The 23,501-nt window shown below is 45.1% G+C and carries 23 protein-coding genes; 2 read left to right on the forward strand and 21 right to left on the reverse strand.

Going from position 1 to position 23,501, the window contains the following annotated elements:
* Nucleotides 1-9: 9 nt before the first annotated feature.
* The 18 genes from hisS to CW735_RS13500 all read right to left on the reverse strand — a co-directional run bounded on the left by hisS (nt 10) and on the right by CW735_RS13500 (nt 18,773).
* On the reverse strand, nt 10-1,293 hold the full coding sequence (hisS, locus tag CW735_RS13410; RefSeq protein ID WP_071980154.1) for a histidine--tRNA ligase: 1,284 nt from the start codon (nt 1,291-1,293) through the stop codon (nt 10-12).
* A 77-nt stretch (nt 1,294-1,370) separates the two neighbouring features.
* Complete coding sequence (ispG, locus tag CW735_RS13415; protein WP_100972590.1) at nt 1,371-2,489, reverse strand: flavodoxin-dependent (E)-4-hydroxy-3-methylbut-2-enyl-diphosphate synthase; 1,119 nt, start codon at nt 2,487-2,489, stop codon at nt 1,371-1,373.
* Between the two features lie 8 nt (nt 2,490-2,497).
* Nucleotides 2,498-3,559: a RodZ domain-containing protein gene (locus CW735_RS13420; protein WP_100972592.1), complete on the reverse strand. Its 1,062-nt coding sequence runs from the start codon at nt 3,557-3,559 to the stop codon at nt 2,498-2,500.
* Between the two features lie 6 nt (nt 3,560-3,565).
* Nucleotides 3,566-4,753: a type IV pilus biogenesis/stability protein PilW gene (gene pilW, locus CW735_RS13425; protein WP_100972594.1), complete on the reverse strand. Its 1,188-nt coding sequence runs from the start codon at nt 4,751-4,753 to the stop codon at nt 3,566-3,568.
* A 42-nt stretch (nt 4,754-4,795) separates the two neighbouring features.
* Nucleotides 4,796-5,914 (reverse strand): bifunctional tRNA (adenosine(37)-C2)-methyltransferase TrmG/ribosomal RNA large subunit methyltransferase RlmN, encoded by a 1,119-nt coding sequence (locus CW735_RS13430; RefSeq protein WP_071980157.1) that lies wholly within the window; start codon nt 5,912-5,914, stop codon nt 4,796-4,798.
* Nucleotides 5,915-6,271: 357 nt separating this feature from the next.
* Nucleotides 6,272-6,703 (reverse strand): nucleoside-diphosphate kinase, encoded by a 432-nt coding sequence (gene ndk / locus CW735_RS13435; RefSeq protein ID WP_012519000.1) that lies wholly within the window; start codon nt 6,701-6,703, stop codon nt 6,272-6,274.
* 272 nt (nt 6,704-6,975) lie between these two features.
* Nucleotides 6,976-7,389: a SufE family protein gene (locus tag CW735_RS13440; RefSeq protein WP_100972596.1), complete on the reverse strand. Its 414-nt coding sequence runs from the start codon at nt 7,387-7,389 to the stop codon at nt 6,976-6,978.
* Between the two features lie 14 nt (nt 7,390-7,403).
* Nucleotides 7,404-7,937: a putative Fe-S cluster assembly protein SufT gene (sufT, locus tag CW735_RS13445; protein WP_071980159.1), complete on the reverse strand. Its 534-nt coding sequence runs from the start codon at nt 7,935-7,937 to the stop codon at nt 7,404-7,406.
* A 31-nt stretch (nt 7,938-7,968) separates the two neighbouring features.
* Nucleotides 7,969-8,325 (reverse strand): HesB/IscA family protein, encoded by a 357-nt coding sequence (locus CW735_RS13450; RefSeq protein ID WP_071980160.1) that lies wholly within the window; start codon nt 8,323-8,325, stop codon nt 7,969-7,971.
* Between the two features lie 9 nt (nt 8,326-8,334).
* Complete coding sequence (locus CW735_RS13455; RefSeq protein WP_071980161.1) at nt 8,335-9,552, reverse strand: aminotransferase class V-fold PLP-dependent enzyme; 1,218 nt, start codon at nt 9,550-9,552, stop codon at nt 8,335-8,337.
* On the reverse strand, nt 9,549-10,805 hold the full coding sequence (sufD, locus tag CW735_RS13460) for a Fe-S cluster assembly protein SufD (RefSeq protein WP_100972598.1): 1,257 nt from the start codon (nt 10,803-10,805) through the stop codon (nt 9,549-9,551). Before sufD ends, CW735_RS13455 begins: the two co-directional genes overlap by 4 nt.
* Entirely contained in the window at nt 10,802-11,563 is a 762-nt protein-coding gene (gene sufC, locus CW735_RS13465) for a Fe-S cluster assembly ATPase SufC (protein ID WP_100972600.1), read from the reverse strand. The genes sufD and sufC overlap by 4 nt, the downstream gene beginning before the upstream one ends.
* Before the next feature lie 3 nt (nt 11,564-11,566).
* Nucleotides 11,567-13,003: a Fe-S cluster assembly protein SufB gene (gene sufB, locus CW735_RS13470; RefSeq protein WP_032097237.1), complete on the reverse strand. Its 1,437-nt coding sequence runs from the start codon at nt 13,001-13,003 to the stop codon at nt 11,567-11,569.
* A gap of 230 nt (nt 13,004-13,233) precedes the next feature.
* Nucleotides 13,234-14,400 carry an IscS subfamily cysteine desulfurase gene (locus tag CW735_RS13475; protein ID WP_100972602.1) on the reverse strand — a complete coding sequence of 389 codons (1,167 nt, stop codon included), beginning with the start codon at nt 14,398-14,400 and terminating at the stop codon, nt 13,234-13,236.
* Nucleotides 14,401-14,416: 16 nt separating this feature from the next.
* Complete coding sequence (iscR, locus tag CW735_RS13480) at nt 14,417-14,902, reverse strand: Fe-S cluster assembly transcriptional regulator IscR (protein WP_071980165.1); 486 nt, start codon at nt 14,900-14,902, stop codon at nt 14,417-14,419.
* Between the two features lie 445 nt (nt 14,903-15,347).
* Nucleotides 15,348-16,022 (reverse strand): hypothetical protein, encoded by a 675-nt coding sequence (locus CW735_RS13485; protein ID WP_100972604.1) that lies wholly within the window; start codon nt 16,020-16,022, stop codon nt 15,348-15,350.
* Nucleotides 16,023-16,343: 321 nt separating this feature from the next.
* Entirely contained in the window at nt 16,344-17,255 is a 912-nt protein-coding gene (locus tag CW735_RS13495; RefSeq protein ID WP_100972608.1) for an alpha/beta fold hydrolase, read from the reverse strand.
* A 24-nt stretch (nt 17,256-17,279) separates the two neighbouring features.
* Nucleotides 17,280-18,773, reverse strand: a complete 1,494-nt coding sequence (locus tag CW735_RS13500) for a flavin-containing monooxygenase (protein WP_100972610.1) — start codon at nt 18,771-18,773, stop codon at nt 17,280-17,282.
* Between the two features lie 65 nt (nt 18,774-18,838).
* On the opposite strand from CW735_RS13500, the gene CW735_RS13505 reads away from it, so the two are divergent.
* Nucleotides 18,839-19,519, forward strand: a complete 681-nt coding sequence (locus CW735_RS13505) for a TetR/AcrR family transcriptional regulator (RefSeq protein WP_071980170.1) — start codon at nt 18,839-18,841, stop codon at nt 19,517-19,519.
* A gap of 37 nt (nt 19,520-19,556) precedes the next feature.
* On the opposite strand, the gene cysE is transcribed toward CW735_RS13505, so the two are convergent.
* Both cysE and trmJ read right to left on the reverse strand, forming a co-directional pair.
* Nucleotides 19,557-20,381, reverse strand: a complete 825-nt coding sequence (cysE, locus tag CW735_RS13510) for a serine O-acetyltransferase (protein ID WP_071980171.1) — start codon at nt 20,379-20,381, stop codon at nt 19,557-19,559.
* A gap of 54 nt (nt 20,382-20,435) precedes the next feature.
* On the reverse strand, nt 20,436-21,233 hold the full coding sequence (trmJ, locus tag CW735_RS13515; RefSeq protein ID WP_100972612.1) for a tRNA (cytosine(32)/uridine(32)-2'-O)-methyltransferase TrmJ: 798 nt from the start codon (nt 21,231-21,233) through the stop codon (nt 20,436-20,438).
* Between the two features lie 359 nt (nt 21,234-21,592).
* On the opposite strand from trmJ, the gene suhB reads away from it, so the two are divergent.
* Nucleotides 21,593-22,369: an inositol-1-monophosphatase gene (gene suhB, locus CW735_RS13520; protein WP_100973267.1), complete on the forward strand. Its 777-nt coding sequence runs from the start codon at nt 21,593-21,595 to the stop codon at nt 22,367-22,369.
* Between the two features lie 192 nt (nt 22,370-22,561).
* On the opposite strand, the gene secF is transcribed toward suhB, so the two are convergent.
* Nucleotides 22,562-23,500, reverse strand: coding sequence for a protein translocase subunit SecF (secF, locus tag CW735_RS13525; protein WP_100972614.1), 939 nt, complete (start codon nt 23,498-23,500; stop codon nt 22,562-22,564).
* Between the last annotated feature and the right edge of the window lies 1 nt (nt 23,501).

Raw genomic sequence — 23,501 nt, forward strand, 5'->3', positions numbered from 1 at the left:
GTCCTCTTTTTATTTCTCGCCCAGCAGTTCAGATACTTTTTCGCAAAGGCTATCAAAACTCACTGTAACTTGCTCTTGACCATCGCGTAGTGGCTTTACTCCCACATTGCGTGACTGCATTTCGTCCGAGCCTAAAAGTAGCGCTAGACGAGCACCGGTTTTATCCGCGCGCTTTAATTGTTTTTTAAAGTTCCCGCCGCCACAATGCATCATGATGCGTGCGTCGGGCAATATATTTCTTAGGTGTTCAGCCACTTCAATGGCATACGACTGAGTATCATCGCCCATAGCAGTTACATAAACATCGGCGAAGCTATCGTCTTGCGCTTCTTCACTCAGCGTAGTGATTAGCAGCACTAAACGCTCTATACCCATAGCAAAGCCAACCGCCGGTGTAGCCTTACCACCAAGCTGCTCTACCAAGCCATCGTATCGTCCACCTGCACAAATAGTTCCCTGAGCGCCTAAGCTATCGGTTACCCACTCAAAAACAGTGCGGTTGTAATAGTCTAAACCTCTAACTAATCTCGGATTAACTTCGTATGCGATACCGGCTTCGCTCAGCCTTGCACACAAGGTTTCAAAGTGTACTTTCGACTCTTCATCTAAATGGTCGATTAAAGACGGCGCATCGGCTATTGCAGCTTGAACGTCCGGATTTTTGCTGTCGAGTACGCGAAGAGGATTAGTTTCTAAACGGCGTCTTGAGTCTTCATCAAGTTGGTCTTCTCTTGCTTTTAAAAACTCGACCAGTGTATCGCGATACGCCGCTCGTGCTTCATTAGAGCCAAGCGTGTTAACTTGAAGCTTAACGTGCTTTTCAATGCCAAACGCTTTCCAAAAACGAGCGCTTAGCAAAATAACTTCTAAATCGATATCCGGACCATCAATACCGTAGGTTTCTACACCAAACTGATGGAATTGGCGATAGCGTCCTTTTTGCGGACGCTCGTGGCGAAACATAGGCCCCATGTACCAAAGGCGCTGCTGCTGATTGTACAAAAGTCCGTGCTCATTGCCGGCTCGAACGCAACTCGCTGTGCCCTCTGGACGAAGTGTTAAGCTGTCGCCATTTCTGTCTTCAAAGGTATACATCTCTTTTTCAACGATATCAGTGACTTCACCGATAGAACGCTTGAAGAGATCTGTACTCTCAACAATAGGGGTACGTATTTCCTGATAACCGTAGTTCGCAACGACTTGGCGAAGTACCGATTCTACTTTCTGCCATGTACCGGATATTTCCGGAAGGCAGTCATTCATGCCTCGTATTGCCTGAATAGTCTTAGCCACGTGAAATTCTCATACTGCTAAATAGTGAAAAGCCCCGCATTATAGGGGCTTTGGGAACAAACAACAACGTTACAGGCTTAGTCTTTCACCGATACCTGAATTTTGTTTTGGTCGCTGATGCGAGAAGCCTTGGCGCGGATTTTTGCTTCCAACTTATCTACTAAGTCATCATTAGGTAGGCGCTCTTTTACGCGTTTACCATCCTCATACAATCCGCTCATGTTTCTAGCGCCAGTAAGGCCTAAATCAGAGACTTCCGCCTCGCCGGGACCGTTAACCACGCAGCCAATAATAGACACATCCATAGGTGTTAATATATCTTCCAGGCGCTCTTCCAACGCATTAACCGTTCCGATAACGTCGAACTCCTGACGAGAGCAACTTGGACATGCAATAAAGTTAATACCCCGTGAACGGATACGCAACGACTTGAGAATATCGAAACCTACCTTGATTTCCTCAACCGGATCGGCAGCAAGCGACACTCTGATGGTGTCGCCTATCCCCTCGGCAAGGAGCATTCCCAGCCCTACGGCACTTTTTACTGCACCGGCACGCTGACCACCGGCTTCGGTAATACCCAGATGCAGAGGTTGATCGATTTGTCGAGCGAGAAGGCGATATGCCCCCACGGCTAAAAACACATCAGAAGCCTTAACGCTAATTTTAAACTGGTCGAAGTTTAGCTTATCGAGGATGTCAACATGACGCATGGCCGATTCAACTAACGCCTCTGGCGTAGGCTCACCGTACTTTTCTTGCAAGTCTTTTTCTAAAGACCCCCCATTCACACCAATACGAATGGGGATATTCTTATCTTTCGCACAATCGACTACCGAGCGCACGCGCTCCATATTGCCAATATTACCTGGGTTAATTCGCAGGCAATCCACGCCATACTCGGCAACCTTCAGCGCTATGCGATAATCGAAGTGAATATCTGCAACTAAGGGCACATTGACCCGACGCTTTATTTCTTTAAAGGCCTCGGCCGCGTCCATAGTAGGAACCGAAACACGCACAATGTCACCACCAACAGCAACGATGCGATTTATTTGCGCAACCGTAGCCTCAACGTCCGTGGTTAGCGTATTCGTCATTGACTGAACAGCAATGGGAGCGCCATCGCCTATGGGAACGTTTCCCACATTAATGCGCGTTGATTTTCTGCGTTTAATAGGGCTTTCTGCAAACATCTAAATACCTATAAAGGAAGCGTGAAGCGAGCAATTTTTCCGTTTTGGAATGACGCGATATTCGCTGGCTCGCCATTAACTGATATGCGCACATTATCAGGCGCGCCAAGTGTAACTGCAACAGGCGGGATGCCCTGAATGTCCATTACGCGTCCCTGTCGCTTTACGCCAGTGGCGATAACCTCACCAGTGGCGTCTTCAATATTTACCCAGCAATCTTCACCAAAGGTGAACGTCATAGAGATTGGGGCTGCCGAAGGGCCGTCACCAAAGGCTAAGTCTTGTTCAGCTTCACCCAAATTCAGTTCAACGTTGTCGTCTTCCGTAATATCGCTAACAAGAGCAGTTAAATTATTACTGTCGTCAACTGTTGAGGGCGGAGCATTAATTGGACCATCGTCCAGCGCATTGGCCACAACGGCGCTGTTTTGCGGGTTTTGATCGGCTATTTCTTCAGATTGGGGGGCATTCTCACTTTGACTAAAGGTGCTTTGGCCTGCAGTGCCAGAAGCATTATCGAGTTCAACAGTACCATTCGTCACCGCTATCTCATCACTCGATTCAGGGGAGCGAGCCGAGGCAATAACTTCATCTTTAACCGACTGCACAAGTGAAGCGTCAGTTGGTGAATCGTCACTTGGCTGTTGATACCACCACACCACTACACCGCCAATAATCAGCAATAAAATGATATAGGTAACCATCATCCAGCGATCGTCATGTGTCTGTTTTGCAACACGCTTTGAAAAACTCTGCAGCTTTTCAGAAGATGGCACTTCACTTTGATTATGAAACTTCTCGAAGGCTTCAATTACCTCATCTGACGGTAACCCCAACTGCCTTGCATAATTTCTTACATAACCCTTGGTAAAGGTTATCGACGATTTCTCATCAATAGCATCATTCTCTAAATCATTGATTTGTGACGATTTTAAGAATAATTTTGTCGCGACATCTTGCTGTGAAAGACCCAGCGCTTCGCGACGCTCTTTTAAAAAGGCTCCTGGGCTTGGCGTACTTTTTTCTTCTTGCGAATGAACTTCTTTGCTCGCGTTTTCTTCTGACACCATTAACCTCTATTCCTCCTGCATACTCGGTGGTACTAACCAAAGTTTTTGACCAGCAATAATAGCGCCAGTATTCCCTAGGTTATTCCACTTTTGCAGCTTCGCCATTCTAATATTGTATAATAGCGAAATACGATATAAGTTTTCTGCTGGTTTTACTACATGGATTTTAGGTGATTGCGCAGTTAAATCGTCTGATTTACCGCTACTTTCACTCTTTGTTGTTTCAACGGCGGTTTTGTTTTGTATATCCTCGCCAGCTCTTAAAGCAGACGCGGTCTCTGATACCACTTCACCCGAAGTAATTTCAGGCGCAGGTTCATCACCCTTTTGCCCGTCATCACTACTTTCGACAACCAATACCGTTTGTTCAACCGTATTATCTTTACCAACAGACTTGACCGTTTTTATCACTTTAGCATCTAGCTGCGAACGCTGCGCCAAATACCGTTTTGTCAATGTGCTGTCTGGGAATAGGGAAATCAACATATCGCCATAGCCTTTTGCAGTGGCTTTGTCACCTTCTCCTTTGGCTATCTCAAAAGCGAGCCATAGCGAATCTGGAGAAACTTTGGCAACTCTCTCATATCGTCTAAGTATGGACTTCGCGTCTTTCCACTGCTCCGTAGCTGCATAAAGTTCAGAAAGTAAAAATAGTGTCTTTGCTCGGGTAGGTTGATGCTTCAAAGCGCTTTTAAAGTAATCGATAGCATCTGACATGTTATTTTGGCTTTGCGCGCAAAGGGCTAAATTTTCGTAAGTTTGCGCTGCGTTTGAATAAGAGCGATTATCGATAGCCTGTAGGAAGAAGTCTTTAGCGCTTTCGTACTGCCCATTTTGGCATTTAAATGCGCCAAAGCTGTTGGCAATATCGCCGTTATTGGGCTCCAGATCGAGCGCTGATTCGTAATAGCTTTCAGCTCGCTGATTTTCACCAACAAGCTGATAATAGTAGGCCATCGCATATTGGACATCCGCAGAACGCGGATCGAACGCTATCGCTTTATCAAGATTGCGTTTAGCTTGGGTATAATTATTGTTTTGTAGATAGGTAAGACCCAGCGACATGCGGGTTCTAGCTGCTTCTTCCGCGTCGAAATCTGCGCTATTAATACCCGACTGGCTGCTACTTACGCAGCCTACGATAAACAGTGATGCGCCAGCAATTGTGGCGCGCACACTTTGTTTAAATCCCATTCGCAATCCAGTTGGCATAGTCTTACACTAATATCCTAATGATTATTGGGCTATTTTTACCGAAATTGCTTCGCCCTTCACCTGTTTTTTTAACATTCTTTTCGTTCTATCAACCACATCGCCTACTAATTGACCACAGGCAGCATCGATATCATCGCCACGGGTCTTTCGTACTACCGTGGTAAAGCCGTATTCCATCAGCACCTTGGCAAACCTATCAATGCGCGAGTTACTCGAGCATGTGTAGGGAGAACCCGGGTAAGGATTGAACGGAATTAAGTTTATTTTACTCGGAGTATCTTTAAGTACTTTCGCTAGTTCGTGAGCCTGCTCGGTACTGTCGTTTATGTGGGAGAGCATAACATATTCTACGGTGACCCTACCCTGATTCGCTTTAGACTTCGCTAAATAGCGACGTACACCCGCCAAAAATGCTTCAATATTGTACTTTTTGTTCACAGGTACAATTTCATTACGCAACTCGTCGTTCGGCGCATGCAATGAAATAGCCAAGGCAACATCAATCTGGTCGCCCAGCATGTCTAATGCAGGGACGACTCCTGACGTACTCAAAGTGACTCGACGTTTTGACAGTCCGAAACCGAAATCGTCTAACATAATGTCCATTGCCGGCACTACGTTTTTCAAATTAAGCAGCGGCTCTCCCATGCCCATCATCACCACATTGGTAATGGGGCGCTGGCTAGTATCTTTAGAAAGCCCTAAGAATGTTGCGACTCGCCATACCTGCCCAATTATCTCACTGACGCTCAAGTTTCTATTGAAACCTTGTTGCGCGGTACTACAGAAAGTACATTCTAAGGCGCAGCCTACTTGAGATGATACGCATAATGTAGCGCGCTCTTCCTCGGGGATCCAAACAGACTCGACTTCTTGGCCGCCCTCAAGAGTAAGCGCAAACTTAATTGTGCCATCGCTTGCTTCCTGGAAGTAGGCAATTTCAGGAGCTTTTATTTCACAGTTCTCAATCAGCATGGCGCGAAGATTTTTATTGAGATTACTCATTTTTTCAAAATCGCTTTCGCCGTGCTGGTATATCCATTTCATCACCTGATCGGCGCGAAACGGTTTTTCCCCCTTTTCCTTAAAGAAGTTGCGCAAGCCTTCGCGATTTAGATTTAATAAGTTTGTTTTTGCCATGAATAAAATGACCCTTTTACCTTGCGAGGAAGTGACCTCGAACTGCTTAATTTAGATTACTATTACTGCAAAAATGTAATGAAGAGAGAGGCTTATAAGACTATCGTTTGTATTTAAACGCTAATTTTTATAAACCATAATACCCGTGCGTTTATAACAAAAGCCATGCAGTAAGAAGTCATATTTTTAACGCGTGTTAAGCGGCGCTTACGTGTTTAAAATTTGCGCAAATACTATCATATATGGCTCTGCATAAAAAGTGATGAGTATCTTTACCCTCTTCCAGATATAAAAAAACGAGGCCGAAGCCTCGTTTTCGAGTATTAACTACTCTGTGTCGGTTTTGTTTGTCTGTACTTAGCGAGTACGTGGACAAATCTCTTCTTCAGAGAAGAAGTATGCAATTTCGCGAGCCGCAGATTCAGGTGCATCAGAACCGTGAACCGCGTTTTCGTCGATTGATGCAGCGTAGTCAGAACGAAGGGTTCCAGCAGCAGCATCAGCAGGGTTTGTAGCACCCATGATTTCACGGTTTGCAAGAACAGCGTTTTCACCTTCAAGAACCTGAACCATTACCGGACCAGACGTCATGAAATCAACCAAAGCACCAAAGAAAGGACGCTCTTTGTGTTCTGCGTAGAAACCTTCCGCTTGCTCTTTGCTCATGTGGATCATCTTAGAAGCAACAATGCGAAGACCAGCAGATTCAAAACGGTTGTAAATTGCACCGATTACGTTTTTAGCTACCGCATCAGGCTTGATAATCGAAAAAGTGCGCTCAAGAGCCATGTTTTTTCTCCAAACAAATAAAGTGTGTTTTCAATTTTGGCGGCGAATTATAGGCAATAATTATCGCGTTTACTAGTGACTATTATGAAACCTCAAAACAAAGCCTTGGATTTAGCCAAACCAGCCTGTTGCTTTATATGTATGGAGCGAAATAAAGCACTGAATTTAAAGTAAAATCAGTTTTTCATTGAAGTTTATTTATCTCTGTTAAACTTTTATGTACGCTTTATTTTTTCGCTAAAGAAGCGCTATCTTTGTCTGCAATTTTTATTTTACGACAAATTAGCTTGCGCTAGGTCTTGTATTTTGCCGACAATAGCGCGCAATCCGTTTCCGCGTGTGGGCGTAATGTGGCGCTCTAAATCTAGCGCTTCAAAATAACCATCGACATCAAACTGAGTTATCTCTCGGGGAGATTTATTGTTGTAAGCTGCTAGCACAAGTGCCAATAGGCCTTGAACAATAACAGCATCGCTGTCTACGTCGAATGTGATCTTACCATCTTCATAAGACTCAACTAGCCATACGCTACTTTGACAACCTTTAACCAAGCGGTTTGGCGTCTTTTCGTTTTCTGGCAAGCCTGGAATAGACTTACCCAAGTCGATAATATACTGGTAGCGTTGCTCCCAATCATCGAAGAACGCCAAGTCATCTACAATTTCTTCACTGCTTGGTAATTGCATGTTATGTCCTGTATTTAAAAAAAGAGACCGGCTTCTAGCTGCGCTTCTTCACTCATCATGTCACGAGACCAAGGAGGATCGAATACAAGCTCTACGTTTACATCATTGACATGTGGAACCATGGCAACGCGATATTCAACATCACCAACCAGAACTGGGCCCATACCGCATCCGGGGGCTGTCAGCGTCATATCAATGTTTACGTTACCGCTGTCTTGGTCTATGTCGACTTTATAAATTAAGCCAAGTGACACTAGGTTAATGGGGATCTCTGGATCGAAAATAGTCTCCAACGCATCCCACACCTGCTGCTTACTTATCTGACCATCGCTAGGCTCTTCGAAACTTAACACCATTTCTTTGCGGCCAATGGCGCCAGCGTCAGTGCCGTCTATGCGGTACATATTGCCTCGCCAGGTGATGGTAAAATTTCCGCCAAGCTCTTGGGTTATGCTGACAAATTCTCCCTCAGGAATGACTGTCGGGTTTCCAGCCGGCACCAAGCGCGCTTTACATTCGCGCTCAGTTACCACCATTTTTTGCTTCATAAACTGCTAGTGCTCTTTTGTCTTTGCAAAGTTAACCAACGTTGAAGCTTTCGCCACAACCGCATTCGTCAACAACATTTGGGTTATTGTATTTAATAACACCGTTTACACCTTCTTGAACGTAGTCAATTTCAGTGTTTTTTAAGAGGTCTGTTGCATCTGCCGCAATAGCCACATTAAGCACAGACGATATTTCAACAATCTCATCATCGTCTTTTGCACTGTCAGCAAAATCCAGCACATAAGCATAGCCTGTGCAGCCACTCACTCTTGTAGAAAGACGAATGATCTGACCTGGCTTATCTTTAAGCTTGCTCTCAAAATGCTTAACGGCACTGTCAGTAAGCGAGATGAGCTGTGTACTTGGAACAAACGTTTCAACACTCATGGTGCCTCCTTAGGCCAACATCATTTTTGCTTTCTTAAGTGCAGCAAAAAGGCTGTCCACTTCGTCAAGCGTGTTATAAATTGAAAATGAAGCACGAGCAGTACCTGGAATACCAAATCGCTTCATTAGAGGCTGAGCGCAGTTATCGCCGGTACGAATGGCAACGCCCTGCCTGTCTAGAATAAAACCAATATCCGCTGGATGAGCGCCATCTAATAAAAAGCTCAGCACGCCAATTTTGTTGGGTGCTGTACCCACAATTCGCATACCATCAAGGGCTTCGGCTTGCTCAGTAGCATAGTTTAGAAGTGCAGTCTCATGCTCGTGAAGAGCTTCGATATCGAGTTGTTTAAACCACTCGACGGCAGCGCCCATACCAATAGCACCGGCAATGTTAGGCGTGCCTGCTTCAAGTCTATTCGGCAGTGCTCCCCAAGTAGCTTCGTGGTAAGAGACATCTTTAATCATCTCACCACCTACTTGCCAAACGGGCCAAGACTCTAATATTTCTTTTTTACCCCACAAGCAACCGATGCCAGTAGGACCAAAAAGTTTATGACCAGAGAACACGTAAAAGTCGCAGTCGATGTCTTGAACATCAACACCGCCATGAGCAATACCTTGCGCACCATCAACAAGTACCCAAGCTCCAACGCGTTTTGCTTTTTCAGTCAACACTTTAATAGGGTTCACTGTGCCCAATGCATTAGAAACATGTGGAAATGCAACTAGCTTTGTTTTGTCAGAAAGCAGCTTTTCAAACGCTTCAATGTCTAGCTCACCATTATCAAAAATAGGAACGATATTGAGCGTAGCGCCGGCTTTTCGACAGGCTTGTTGCCATGTTACCAAGTTTGCGTGGTGCTCGAGTTCTGTAGCCATGACTTCGTCGCCCTCAGCTAAAAGCTGAGATAACCCATTTGCCACTATATTAATAGCTTCGGTAGTACCCGCAGTCCAAATAACTTCTTCACGAGCGCTGGCGTTGATAAAACTTGCCACACTTGCTCTCGCATTTTCATAGCGACGAGTTGCTTCGTCTGATAAATGGTGAGCCCCACGGTGAACGTTAGCATTTGTGCCAGTATAAAAATCGACAATGGCGTCGATAACCGCCTGCGGCTTTTGCGTGGTCGCAGCGTTATCTAAATATACCAGAGGCTTCCCATCTACAGTTTTGGAAAGAATAGGAAACTGTGCACGAAGTGCGTTAACGTCTAAGCTCATTTAACCTCCATTTGGGAGAAGCGCTTGCTTAGTAACGGCTGTAGCCACTCGCGAATTGCGCTATTTGGTACATCGTTGACCAGTTCTTGGATGAACCCAAAGTTAAGCATTACCAGTGCTTTACTACGTGGTACACCGCGAGTTAGCAAGTAATAGAGCGCTTCTTCGTCAATTTCAGCTACGGTAGCACCGTGAGCACACTTAACATCATCAGCATAAATCTCTAACTCAGGCTTGGTGTTAATCACACCACGGCGAGAAAGCAACAAGTTGCGATTATTTAGCTCTGCCAGCGTTTTTTGTGCATCGCGATGAATATGAATTCGACCGTTGAATACAGCGCGAGACTTATCACCCACGATACCACGAGCGTTTTCTTCCGTAGTGCCGTTTGGCATTGCATGCTCAATGGTTGAGTGAAGGTCGAATAATTCACCTTCCGCCAACAAATAAATCGCATTCATTTTGGCATCAGCAAACTCACCAGCGTGGTGAATGTCTACATCCAAACGCGACAACTCACTGCCGTAGCCTACCATGGTTGAATTTAGCGTTGAGCGGTTGTGCAATTTAAAATGACTTCCACCGAGCTGCTTTGCCGCGGCTGTGAACATGGCAAAGCGATAATGCTCCAAATGCGCATCATCAGCAATATCGTATTCAGCAAAGGCGGTAGTTAAACTGTCTACGTCGCCCACGCCCTGCTCAATAACAGTGGCACTTGCACCCTTTGCTACTTTCACAACAACACGAGTATGTGCATCGACATTTTGCGTGGCCATGTTAACAATACGAACAGGCGTGTCGATTTTAGTATTTTCATCAACACTGATAAAAATACCGTGCTCGCACAGTGCATCGTTAACTAACCCAAACATGTGTCGAGTAGGCTTAATTTGCCCGTAAATGCTTGATATTGCTTGCTGCGTTGCCTTATCGTCGTGCTTAAGCGACGTAATGGTCATGCCTTTAGGCACATCTAGCGTATTCACTTGCGTGATCAATACGCCGTCAACGAAAACCAAGTCGATAGCATTTAGGTTATCGATATCGGGTACCGGCAGAACGTCGGCCTGTGTTGTCGTTTTCGCTTCGCGCTTTTCTACAGAAGTAAGCGGCGTAAAACGCCAGCTCTCATTTCGACGAGCGGGCCAACCATCGGCTTTTAATTGGGTTAAGGCCTGTTGACGCACGGGCGCTAAATAATCGTCGAACTGCGCCCCGCCAATGACCTGATCTAGCCATTGACTCATGCCTCAGCCTCCTCGTACGCCTTCCCTAGGAATGCGTAACCTTCTTTTTCTACTTCGTGGGCGAGTGATGCGTCACCGCTCTTCACAATTTTGCCATCAGCAAGAATGTGCACGAAATCTGGCTTAATGTAATCGAGCAAACGCTGATAGTGCGTTACTACAATAAAGCTACGTTTTCCGTCGCGCTGGCTATTTACACCATTAGCAACAACCTGAAGTGCATCTACATCAAGGCCAGAATCTGATTCATCAAGGATACACAATGACGGCTCTAGCAAAATCATCTGCATGATTTCGTTGCGTTTCTTCTCTCCACCAGAGAAACCTTCGTTAACACCGCGCTTAAGAAAATCTAATGGCAGCTGCACCTGCTTGCAGGCTTCTTTTGCTTTCTTTAAAAACTCAGCAGCAGAAAGTGCTTCTTCGCCGCGCTGTTCACGCATCGCATTAACAGACTCTTTCATAAATTCCATGTTGCTTACACCTGGAATTTCTACTGGGTATTGAAACGCTAAGAACAAGCCTTCGCGGGCACGCTCTTCAACTTCAAGGTCTAGCAAATCTTTACCGTTTAGCGTTACGTCGCCCTCGCTTACTTCGTAGCCATCACGACCTGACAACACATAACCTAACGTACTTTTACCGGCACCATTGGGGCCCATGATAGCGTGTACTTCACCAGGCTTAACGTCTAAGTTAAGACCTTTAATGATGTTTTTCTCTTCTACGCTGGCATGTAAATTCTTTATACTAAGCATTGATTACCCCACTGAACCTTCAAGACTAATTTCGAGCAGCTTGCCGGCTTCTACGGCAAATTCCATTGGCAGCTCTTTGAATACTTCTTTACAAAAACCGTTAACAATCATAGAAACGGCCTTCTCTGTGTCTAAACCTCGTTGGCGACACAAAAATAATTGTTCGTCGCTTACCTTCGATGTTGTTGCTTCGTGCTCAACTATTGCCGACGGGTTGCGACTTTCGATATACGGGAATGTATGTGCACCACACTTATCGCCAATAAGTAGCGAGTCGCACTCGGTAAAATTACGCGCGCCGTCTGCACGAGGCCCCATTTGCACTAAACCACGATAAGCGTTGTTACTTTTACCTGCAGATATTCCTTTTGAGATGATGGTTGAGCGCGTATTTTTGCCCATGTGAATCATCTTCGTACCGGTGTCGGCCTGCTGGCGTCCACGAGTAAGTGCTACAGAGTAGAATTCGCCTACGCTGTTGTCGCCTTTAAGGATGCAGCTTGGGTACTTCCACGTTACTGCTGACCCAGTTTCAACCTGAGTCCATGAGATTTTAGCGTTGGTGTGTGCAATACCGCGCTTGGTCACAAAGTTGTAAATACCGCCTTTACCGTTCTCATCACCTGGATACCAGTTTTGAACCGTGGAGTATTTGATTGTGGCGTCGTCCATTGCGACTAACTCAACCACTGCGGCATGCAGCTGATTCTCATCGCGCTGCGGCGCTGTACAACCTTCTAAGTAGCTCACGTGGCTGCCTTCATCGGCGATGATTAACGTACGCTCAAACTGACCGGTGTTCATTTCGTTAATACGGAAATAGGTGGAAAGCTCCATTGGGCAACGAGTACCCTTTGGAATGTAAACAAATGAACCGTCAGTAAACACGGCGCAGTTTAGTGCAGAGAAATAATTGTCCGTACGCGGTACTACTGACCCAATGTACTTCTTAACAAGGTCTGGATACTTTTGAATTGCCTCAGAAATTGGGCAGAAAATGACGCCAGCTTCTTCTAGCTTAGAGCGGAACGTTGTGACCACTGATACAGAGTCAAATACTGCATCTACCGCAACGCCTGCTAACATTTCTTGTTCGTGCAGCGGAATACCTAACTTTTCGTAAGTACGCAGTAGCTCTGGGTCGACTTCATCTAGCGACTGAGGCTTGTCTTCCATACTCTTTGGTGCCGAGTAATAAGAAATTGCCTGAAAATCAATTTTTGGGTATTCCACATGGGCCCAATCAGGCTCTTCCATTTCAAGCCATGCATGATAAGCCTTTAGACGCCATTCGAGCATCCACTCAGGCTCGTTTTTCATTGCGGAAATGCGACGAATAATCGACTCATCTAGGCCGCTTTCAAACGTGTCCGATTCGATCTCTGAATAAAAACCAGCATCGTACTTTCTTTCTAACGCCTGTTCGATCTGTTCACTCATGTTTGGGTCTCGCTTGTTTGCCTGCATTTACTGCCTAAGCCTTCCATTCACCTTGGCTTGGAAAATTACCCCACGGTCTTGGTAATTTCCCTTAATTCACCGCACAAACCTCGTGCAGTAAGCATTTTACAATGGTGGCAGCCTTAAAAATTGGTGCGGTATTATATAATACCTGAGTATTCCACTCAAATATTCAGCGACGTATTTTGCGCTACTTGCTTTAAAAAATCTTAAGCTAACGCCACTTGCCGCAATCGGTTTGTTACATCTGTTACTTTATTTACTACGTAATCGATGTCGTCTTGGGTCGTAAATCGGCCCACACTAAATCGAATTCCTGCATGGGCCAGTTCATCACTTCGCCCCAATGCTTTGAGCACATACGAAGGCTCTAAACTTGCCGATGTGCATGCTGAGCCAGATGACACAGCAATATCATTTAGCCCCATCATCAAACTTTCGCCATCTACATCAGCAAAGCTGACATTTAAAATACCCGCTATGCGCTTTTCTTCATGGCCGTTTAGGTATACGCCCTCAATCTTGCTTAGCCCATTCCACAATGCGATACGAAGCGCTTTAATACGCTCGTTTTCAGCTTCCATGTCTCGACTAGCTAATTCGAGTGCTTCGCCCATACCCACAATTTGGTGCGTCGCCAGCGTGCCCGAACGCATGCCGCGCTCATGACCGCCTCCATGAATCTGTGCCTCTAGATTAATCTTAGGACGGCGGCGCACATAAAGCGCTCCCATGCCCTTCGGCCCGTAGAACTTGTGTGCCGACATAGACAATAGGTCTACCGGTAGCTCATTGAGGTCTATGGCAACCTTACCCACACTTTGTGCTCCATCCACATGAAATAACACATTATGTTGACGGCAAAGTTTTCCAATAGATTCGATGTCTTGGGTTACACCTAGTTCGTTGTTTACATGCATGACAGAGACTAAGATAGTGTCGTCTCTCATTGCGCCCTCTAGCTCCGATAAGTTAACTAGGCCATCGCCGCCTACCTGAAGATAAGTGACGTCAACGCCCTGTGCTTGCAAATACTCACAGGTATCAAGCACTGCTTTGTGCTCCGTATTAACGGTAATGATGTGCTTGCCTTTCGATGCATAACCATCTGCGACGCCTTTTATCGCTAAATTATTCGACTCTGTAGCACCGGAGGTAAATACAATTTCCCTTGGATCGCAGTTAAGCGCATCGCTAACTTGATTGCGAGCGATATCAACAGCTTCTTCAGCCATCCACCCAAAACGATAGCTTCTTGACGCAGGATTACCAAAGTTGCCATCTAACGTTAGGCACTTTGCCATTGCGTCGGCTACGCGCGGGTCGACGGGGGTTGTCGCTGCGTAATCTAAATAAATAGGGGGTGATAATGCCATATTTATAAATGCCTATTTAAAGTCTAATGCTGACTTCAATGTCATTAGCTATATTGCGAAGAGAACTGTTACTGTCTTGGCGACCGGCAACCTCTCGTACATCATGCTTTTCCATTAACTCACCAAGGGTGATGGAATGTAGGAAGCTAGAAATACGATCGCTTAAATCTTGCCATAAACTGTGTGTTAAGCAGCGATCGCCGCCTTGGCAGTCTGCTTGACCTTGACATCGTGTAGCGTCAATCGATTCGTCAACCGCAGATATCACTTCACCTATGGCAATCTCATTAGCGCTGCGACCCAGTAAATAGCCGCCGCCAGGACCACGTACGCTTTCTACCAACTGCTCTTTGCGCAGTCGAGAAAACAGCTGTTCTAAGTAGGAAAGTGATATTTCTTGTCTTTCTGATATATCGGCAAGGGGAACGGGGCCACGCTTGGAATGTAATGCAACGTCTAGCATTGCGGTTACCGCATAGCGACCTTTAGAGGTAAGTTTCATTATTGTCTCCCGCCTTTATCTGTATGGCGGAATTTTCACATACCTGACTAAAATGGTCAAGTATAAGACCTAGTAAATTAGTCAGGTATTATAGTAATTTCAATTTAGAGCGGGAATGCTCTGTTTCTAATTGAGTGGAAAAAAAGTAACTAATATTTTCTGTAATTATCAATAAGTAAGGCCAAATGAAAAATTAAGCTGTAAAGCGTACTAGACGGTTGCCATTTTTAGAGGAAATTATGCTTTCAGAAAGGTAGTAATGTGTGCAGTCAAACCGATATCAACCAGTGCAGGACATGACAGCTGAAAACTATGACACAGTGGAATAGAGTCTTAAGTTAGGTCAGGATAGGCATAACACAAATCATAATAGCCCTCTCTACAGCTAAGAGAGGGCTAAGCTAGTTCTAGACTGAATCGTGTCCAGATTTTACCCTTTTAAGTTTTACTTTCGCTTAAGACACTCTCTCAAGCCAAATAGGGCAAGCGATATCACCATTAAACCGAACGTTTGTGGAGCAGGAACTCGACCGACAAGTGATACGTTATCAAAGCCTGCATTGTTCCCAGGGCCTTGACCACTTGCCGTGAGAACTAGTTCGTAGGTACTATTTGCACCTAAATACGTATTATTCAGGTCAAATATCACGAGTTTGCCTCTTTCCCATGTACCGCTGCCATTAAAAATATTGTCAACGGTAGTCGATACCAATATATCTCCAAGTGCGTTTTGAATCGATACGGAGTAGTCTAGATCTCTTGACGCGTTGGCTCCCTGGTAGTTTCCTGCGTTATTGAAAATAAAGGCATCTAGACTGAAAAAGTCGAGAAGAATTCCTTCGTTCAACGTGTTAATCGCAATAAAAACACTCCAGGCCCCTTCATTGTGAAGGTTTCTGTCTACGCCAACTTTATTACTGGAATCCGCAGTTGAAAACAGTGGCCAGTCAGCAGAAATATCGCCAGGGGACAAAACACCTTCCGTCGTCCAATTAATATTCGTCAGTGTTTCATCAACAACTGTTGAACCTTGAAAGTCAGTCGAGAAAATAAGGTCCGCGTTCGCGTTGAAGCTTAACGCACTGACAATAGATACCAACCCAATAAGTGTTCTTTTCATAATTAGCCTTTTTACTACATTACTATTAGACACCAAACCAAGCAAAAATTATTCCAACAATAAAAAGCTTTACAATTCAGACGTTAAGAGCTTAAGTAAATTTAATCTTATATGTTGTGTAAAAATGTCTGACAATTTCTCTCGTACTATAAAACCTACCGTAATCATAAGCATAAGGTTGACAGGCGCATCAAATTTTATTTTCTTTAGCCAATTAAAATCGGTCTCACTAACTTGCTCAAAATCGCCGCTTAACGCTACACCAGCATTGCTTATCAGCATCACAACAGTATCGTGAAGTCTCATGCTATTGGCGCTTATTTAAGCTCTCTTGTTTAATTGAATGTGCGCTAAAATACTATCGGCTATACGATGGCCTTGTATCGTATCTATTTGGTGACGTAAGCCACGCAAGACTTGGTGCTTTGCACCTGCAATAGCCTTCGCTGTTGCAGCACCGCCACTGGGGTGCACCATCCGGTCCACATCACCATGAATAACCAATGTGGGAGCTGCCACTTTGTTCAGTAATTGGGTACGATCGCCAGACTTCATGATCGCACCTATTTGTCGAAACATAGCTTTTGAGTCGCTCTTTGAGCCATTTCGTTGCCAAGCCAGTTTTGCATACTGCTGCCATTGACTTATTGCGCCCTCTGCCGTGCTATCGCCAATGTGTGTCATCATGGCGTGGTAATTTTTAATTGCCTCATGTTCGCTTCTGGGGGCCTTTGCTCTCGCCATTCGCCATAACGTTGAGTAAGAAGGCTGGCCTACCCTTCTGCTGCCGGTTGTCGAAAATATGGATGTCATTGACTCAACAACGTCTGGGTACATACTTGTGAGTGTCTGCGCAATCATTCCCCCCATCGACATACCTACTATATGAGCGCTTTTAACATGTAGCCCGGCTAAAAGTTGCGCAGTATCTTCTGCCATGCGCTCTAACCCGTATGCTCCCTTTGGCGCTTTCCCACGCAATTGTTGCAGTACACTAGGGTGTGGAGTAGTGCTTCTTACAGAACGACCTGCATCGCGGTTATCAAAGCAAATTACACGAAAATCGCTTGCTACCAGCCGCTCTATCAATGCGCTGGGCCAATAAACTAATTGAAGCCCAAGCCCCGCAATAAGTAAAACGGTGCCATTTTTATCTTGCCCATGTTCGGCATAACAGAACGTATCTCCATTTTGCAATGTAATAAACTGTTCTTTGTGTTGCGCTAAGCTCATTGTGCTTCTCTCACTGTACTTCTTTCACTCTTCTTCTCTCACCGTGCCTTCTAACTCAACGCTTTTCTCAAACTTTAACGCCGGGTCGTCTACCCTACCTTTACGAAAAATCTTTACATCTTCAGCATAATTCCACGACATAGACCAAGGGAAACTGACACCCTGGCGCGGCAGCTTATCTATTGAACGTTGGATATATCCGGCGCCAAAATTAAGCAACGGTTGTGTTTCCATATTCTGGTCTGCAATAGGTGTGCATTGCAGATAATCGTGCTGTTTCATATGATTTGATAGTCGTGTGAAGTGCTCGCACAATAGCCCTATTTTGAGGGTCCACGATGATGATGTATATCCCACGGCGATAGCAAAGTTTGGCACTCCGCTTAGCAACATTCCTTTGTAGGTAACGCATTGAGGAAGCGAAACCACCTTTCCATCTATTTTTGGAATTAGGCCACCTAGGGGACGCAAATTTAGACCCGTTGCAGTGATAATCAAATCTGCATCGATATGGTCGCCAGATTCAAGCTGAATACCTGTGTGGGTGAAATTGTTGATGTTGTCGGTGACAACCGACGCCGCACCCTCTGATATCGCATAAAAAAGGTCGCCGCCAGGCACTGCACAAAGCCTTTGCTCCCATGGGTTGTAGGGTGGATTAAAATGCTTATCAACAGGATATCCTTCTGGAAGCATTTTCACGTTTAAATTGCGTATAATTTTTCGAGCTCGATTGGGAAAGCGCTGACAAAACGCGTATACCCAACGCTGCTTTGCTATATTAAAGCGTCGAGCAGCCTTAAAAGCTAAATCATCACCAAATAGAGGCCTCAAATACTTTGCGACAGGATCTTGAGTTGGAACGGGTAAGATATACGAAGGTGTTCTCTGTAACATAGTCACATGAGCAGCGCTTTTCGCTAGCGACGGCACTAAAGTAACAGCAGTGGCACCGCTGCCAATTACAACCACACGCTTACCTTCATAATCCAGATCTTCAGGCCAATGCTGAGGATGTATAATGTCGCCCGAAAAATTCGACTGCCCCCTAAATTCAGGCGCATACCCCTTGTCATATCGATAGTAACCTGACGCATTAAATACCCATCGAGCGGCTACCTGCTCGGTATGCCCCGTTTCTTCTGAACGCAGCGTTACCAGCCAATACTGCTTATTACTGTGCCAATCTAAGTCCACAACGCGCGTTAAAAAACGTATGTTTTCTCTGATGCCATTTTCGTCGGCGGTTTGCTCAACGTAAGCTTTTATTGAGCTTCCATCGGCAATTGCCTTTTTCTCTTTCCACGGCTTGAAGTCGTACCCAAAAGTGAACAAGTCTGAGTCAGAACGAATACCAGGGTACTTAAACAAGTCCCAGGTTCCACCAAGGTCTGCACGAGCTTCTATGATGGAGTAAGTCAAATCCGGACACTTATTTTGCACGTGGTAAGCGCAACCGATACCTGAAATACCGGCTCCGACAATCAATACATCTAAAATTGGCACTGTGTTTTGCATGCTCGCCTCAAGAAGTGATAACAAACGTTATCACTTTAATGTATGTTGTTGTAACGAGGTCGTCAATGCATAATATGTCAGCTATGAAAAATACATCTATCTCTTGTGAAGCAGCCACAGAACGCACATATTCTGGCATTTCAATGTCCGAACGCATTGCGCTGCGCCGACAGCGTTTTATCGAAGCGGGGATTTCACTTTTTGGTACTGTCGGTTTTCAGTCAACCACTATGCGCATGTTGACCGCACAGACCGAGTTAACAAACCGCTACTTTTACGAGTCCTTCACTAACTTAGAAGATTTATTGGTAGCCTGTTATGAAAAGCTTATGGATGATTTCCGTCTTCGACTAGAGGAAGAGCTTGAAAGAGCAAGCAAGTACAGCGAGCCATCGCAGCGTATACGCCCGGGCCTGAATTGTTTTTTTACATCTATGGCAGATCCAAAGTTTGCCAGAATAACTCATGCTGAAGTATTAGGGGTGAGTGAGCGCGTAGATAGACTTTATAGTCGTTGCTCCGCCGACTTTGCCGCATTAATGATGTCTTACTTAACCTCACCTGTGTCCGACAAAAAGCAGCTTTCAGACACTCAAATGCAGTTTATTGGCGCGGCGCTAACAGGCAGTTTAATCAACAGTGCAATGGTATGGGTAAACAGCCAATACGAAGCCAGCATTGACGATGTTATCGATGCATCACTGGCTATTTTTATTGGCACTGTAAACCAACTGCGGTTAGCTTAGTTTATTGAGTCGGTGTTAAAAAGATTAAGAGCACGCCCTAGATTGCAGGGTCAAAAGACGCATGCTCACCATCTTTCGTTTTCGATTCTGAAAACTCTATTCCTGTATCAGCAAAATCCTCCGCGCTAATGTTATGAAGATTTTCTGTGCACACATCGCCACCTAGAGATTGAATAACCTTACACATCTCTTCTACTTTTGTGTCCATTTGATGCATATGCTCGAGCATAATACCCATGGCATTTGCAACAGGGTCAGGATTATCTTGCGCTACAGCATAGGCATCGAAACCGTATTTTTGCGCAATTTTATCTCGCTGAGGGTTCATTGAGGCGCTGGCATCTTTTTGCTTGGAAACAATTATCCGCCCTGGAATACCCACCGCGGTTGCGCCATCGGGAATATCTTTTACTACCACAGAGTTAGAACCCACTTTGCCGTTTTCGCCAATAGTGATTGGTCCAAGAACCTTTGCACCGGCCCCCACTACTGCACCGTTTTTGAGGGTTGGGTGGCGCTTTCCGGCTTTCCAGCTTGTCCCCCCAAGCGTTACTCCGTGATAAAGCGTAACATCGTCACCAATTTCTGCTGTTTCACCAATAACCACACCCATGCCATGGTCGATAAAAACGCGACGACCGAGCGTGGCGCCCGGATGTATTTCAATACCCGTAAGCCAACGACTAAATGTAGACAGCGTTCGAGCTAGCCATTTCCACTGTGCATTCCATAGTTTATGACTAATTCTATGCAGCCACACTGCATGTAAACCGGGGTAATTAGTTAATACCTCGAACGTATTGCGAGCTGCGGGGTCGCGATGAAATACGCCTTGAATGTCATCTTTTATTCGGCTGAACATGCTTTACTCTTTGCTTTTCTGACTGATTGCTATTCTGACCAATTGCTTTTCTGGCTAATTATCATCCTGACTTATCGTTTTAGCAGCAGCGTCGTCTGCTAATATTTGCGAGGGCTCACGATTAGGATCTTGTTCACTTGTTTGAACCGACTTTTCAATGGACGCTAAAATTCCGCGCAAAATGTTAAGCTCTTGAGATTCAGGACGTGAGCGATTAAACAAACGACGTAACTTGGTCATAACCACACCAGGGTGGCTTTTGCGTATAAAAGAGGTTTTCTCCAACGTAGATTCTAAATGCACGTAAAAACGCTCTAAGTCTTCGTTCAAAGGGTACTCTTCCTGAAATTCCGGAAAAGTTTCTCTATTCAAATAAGCCATGCGGATTTCATAACACAGGGTTTGCACCGCTGCAGCTAAGTTCAGCGAGCTGTACTCTGGATTAGCCGGAATACACATGTGAAAATGACACTGCTGCAACTCTTCGTTAGTTAACCCGCTGTTTTCACGGCCAAAAACTAATGCTACAGGATACTTACTCACCTCCTGAATCAACTTTTCACCACAGTCACGCGGGCCTAACATAGGCCATGAATGCGTGCGAGAGCGTGCAGAGGTACCTACAACTAAACCACAATCTTTCACAGCTTCTTCTAACGTGCCTACTATTTTCGCGTTAGCCAGCACATCACCGGCACCTGCAGCTAGCGCGCTTGCTTGGCCATCGGGCTCATTAACAGGGTCAACCAAATACAGGCTACTTAGCCCCATGGTTTTCATAGCGCGTGCCGTGGAGCCTATGTTTCCTGTGTGTGAAGTGTTGACCAAAATGATGCGAATATTCTCAAGCATGCTTACGATACCTACGTACTGACTAAATGTGATTAACGCTCTTTACGCTATACCTTATTTTGCTTTTGTTAGGCTTAGAAGCTTTTCATGATAAAAGAGCAATTGCACACACAGTTATGCGCAGTTGTTATTACAAAAGCACGGAGCGTAGGAACGTCGTTATTGCCGTGAAGTGTAGCATAGCGGCGGTATAGATGGCGATATTTGGACAAAGCGAATGGTTTAAGATCAAGTCAGTTGAGGCAAATTCATTTGCATCATATGCCTATTCTGTTAAACTCCGCGCGTTTTCGCAAATGGTGAGCTATTTTTTATACAGCTCTTCATTTCATTGGTCTTTTACAATTGGTGGTTTATCTATGCATCCTATGCTGAATATTGCAGTGCGTGCTGCGCGTGCTGCTGGAACAGTTATTGTTCGTGGTTTTGAGAAACATAATGAAATTGCAACTGAGTCGAAAGGTCTTAACGACTTTGTTACTCAAGTTGATAAAGACGCAGAGCAAGCAGTTATCTATAAAATTCAGCAGTCATTTCCCAATCATTGCTTTTTAGGTGAAGAGTCAGGAGAGATATTAGGTTCGGACACTGATTATCAGTGGATAATCGACCCGCTAGATGGTACCGCCAATTTCGTGAAAGGCATTCCCCACTTTGCTGTTTCTATCGCGCTTCTTCATAAGGGCCGTCTAGAGCAAGCCGTTGTATTCGATCCTATCCGAAGTGAATTATTTACTGCAAGCCGCGGTCAAGGCGCTCAGCTAAACGGTTACCGAATTCGTGCATCTAAGCCTCGCGACCTAAGCGAAACCATCATTGCTACTGGCCTGCCGTTTAAAAACAAATCACAGTTTGGCGAATATGCCCTTAGCCTCAATAAAATTTTCCATGAAGTGGGCGACTTGCGTCGTGCAGGCAGTGCCGCACTTGACCTTGCATACGTTGCTGCTGGCCGTCACGACGGTTATTACGAGCGCGGTGTTAAATCTTGGGATATCGCTGCGGGCGAGCTTATCGTTCGTGAAGCAGGCGGTTTGGTTACCGACTTTAAAGGCGGAAACGACCCACTGCACAAGGGCGAAATCGTTGCTGGAAGCGGAAAGGTAGTTCAAGGTCTGGTTAAGCATCTTAAGTAAACCTTACTTATTATCTGTGTCTTACTTAAGTATCACTTAAGACATAAACGCAACAAATAAAAAAAGGTCGCTGTGAAAACAGCGACCTTTTTTTTTATTCTTGATAACCGTAGCCAGAAAAATTCTTCAATCTATCAGGCTACGCTGTCTTTCTCTGGTAATTGGACCAACTTTCATTTAAGCCAAACCGTTTTACAGCGGCTCTTGGTCAGCACCCTCTTTCTCCACCTGCGGTGGCATTAAGTCTTCTTTGCTAATACCCAGTGCTAAAGCAACAGAGCTTGCAATGTAAACCGATGAGTAAGTACCTACTACCACACCAAATAATAGTGCCGTAGCAAAACCGTGAATTAAGGCGCCACCTTTATAGAACAAAGCAACCAACACTAAAACTGTGGTTAGTGAGGTAATTATTGTTCGGTTTAAGGTTTGAGTCAGCGAGATATTGATGATATCAATGGGCTCGCCCTTACGAATTTTGCGGAAGTTTTCACGAATACGGTCAGACACAACAATAGTATCGTTGAGTGAGTAACCGATAACCGCAAGTACCGCAGCAAGTACCGTCAAATCAAACTCAATTTGCAGTACTGAAAACAAGCCTAACGTTAAAATAACATCGTGGGCTAATGCAGACACTGAGCCCAGCGCGAAGCGCCATTCGAAGCGCATTGCTACGTAAACCAATATACAGATAAGCGCCACTAGCATAGCTAACCCGCCCTGCTCTGTTAACTCTTCACCAACATTTGGGCCAACAAATTCGATACGACGCATTTCAACTGCCGTACCGTCTGCTCTCAATGCGTCTATAACTTGGTTACCAATAGTGACCGCTTTCACACCTTCGCGAGGCGCAATGCGAATTAGCACGTCTTGGCTGCTACCAAAGTTTTGTACAATCGCATCTTCAAAGTCGGCGTTATTTAGCTGAACGCGAATAGATTCTAAATTCGCACTGCCTTCATAACCCACTTCAATAAGCGTACCGCCGGTGAAATCTAGGCCCCAATTTAAGCTGTTAACGCCTAATGAAACGATAGAGCCTAAAATAAGTAGAGTTGATAGCACCATCGCAGGAATGCGAAGGCGCATGAAATTAACGGTTTCGGATAGTTTTAATAATTGCATG

Origin of the sequence: Alteromonas sp. MB-3u-76 (assembly GCF_002831605.1) — a bacterium.
GTDB classification, from domain to species: domain Bacteria; phylum Pseudomonadota; class Gammaproteobacteria; order Enterobacterales; family Alteromonadaceae; genus Alteromonas; species Alteromonas hispanica.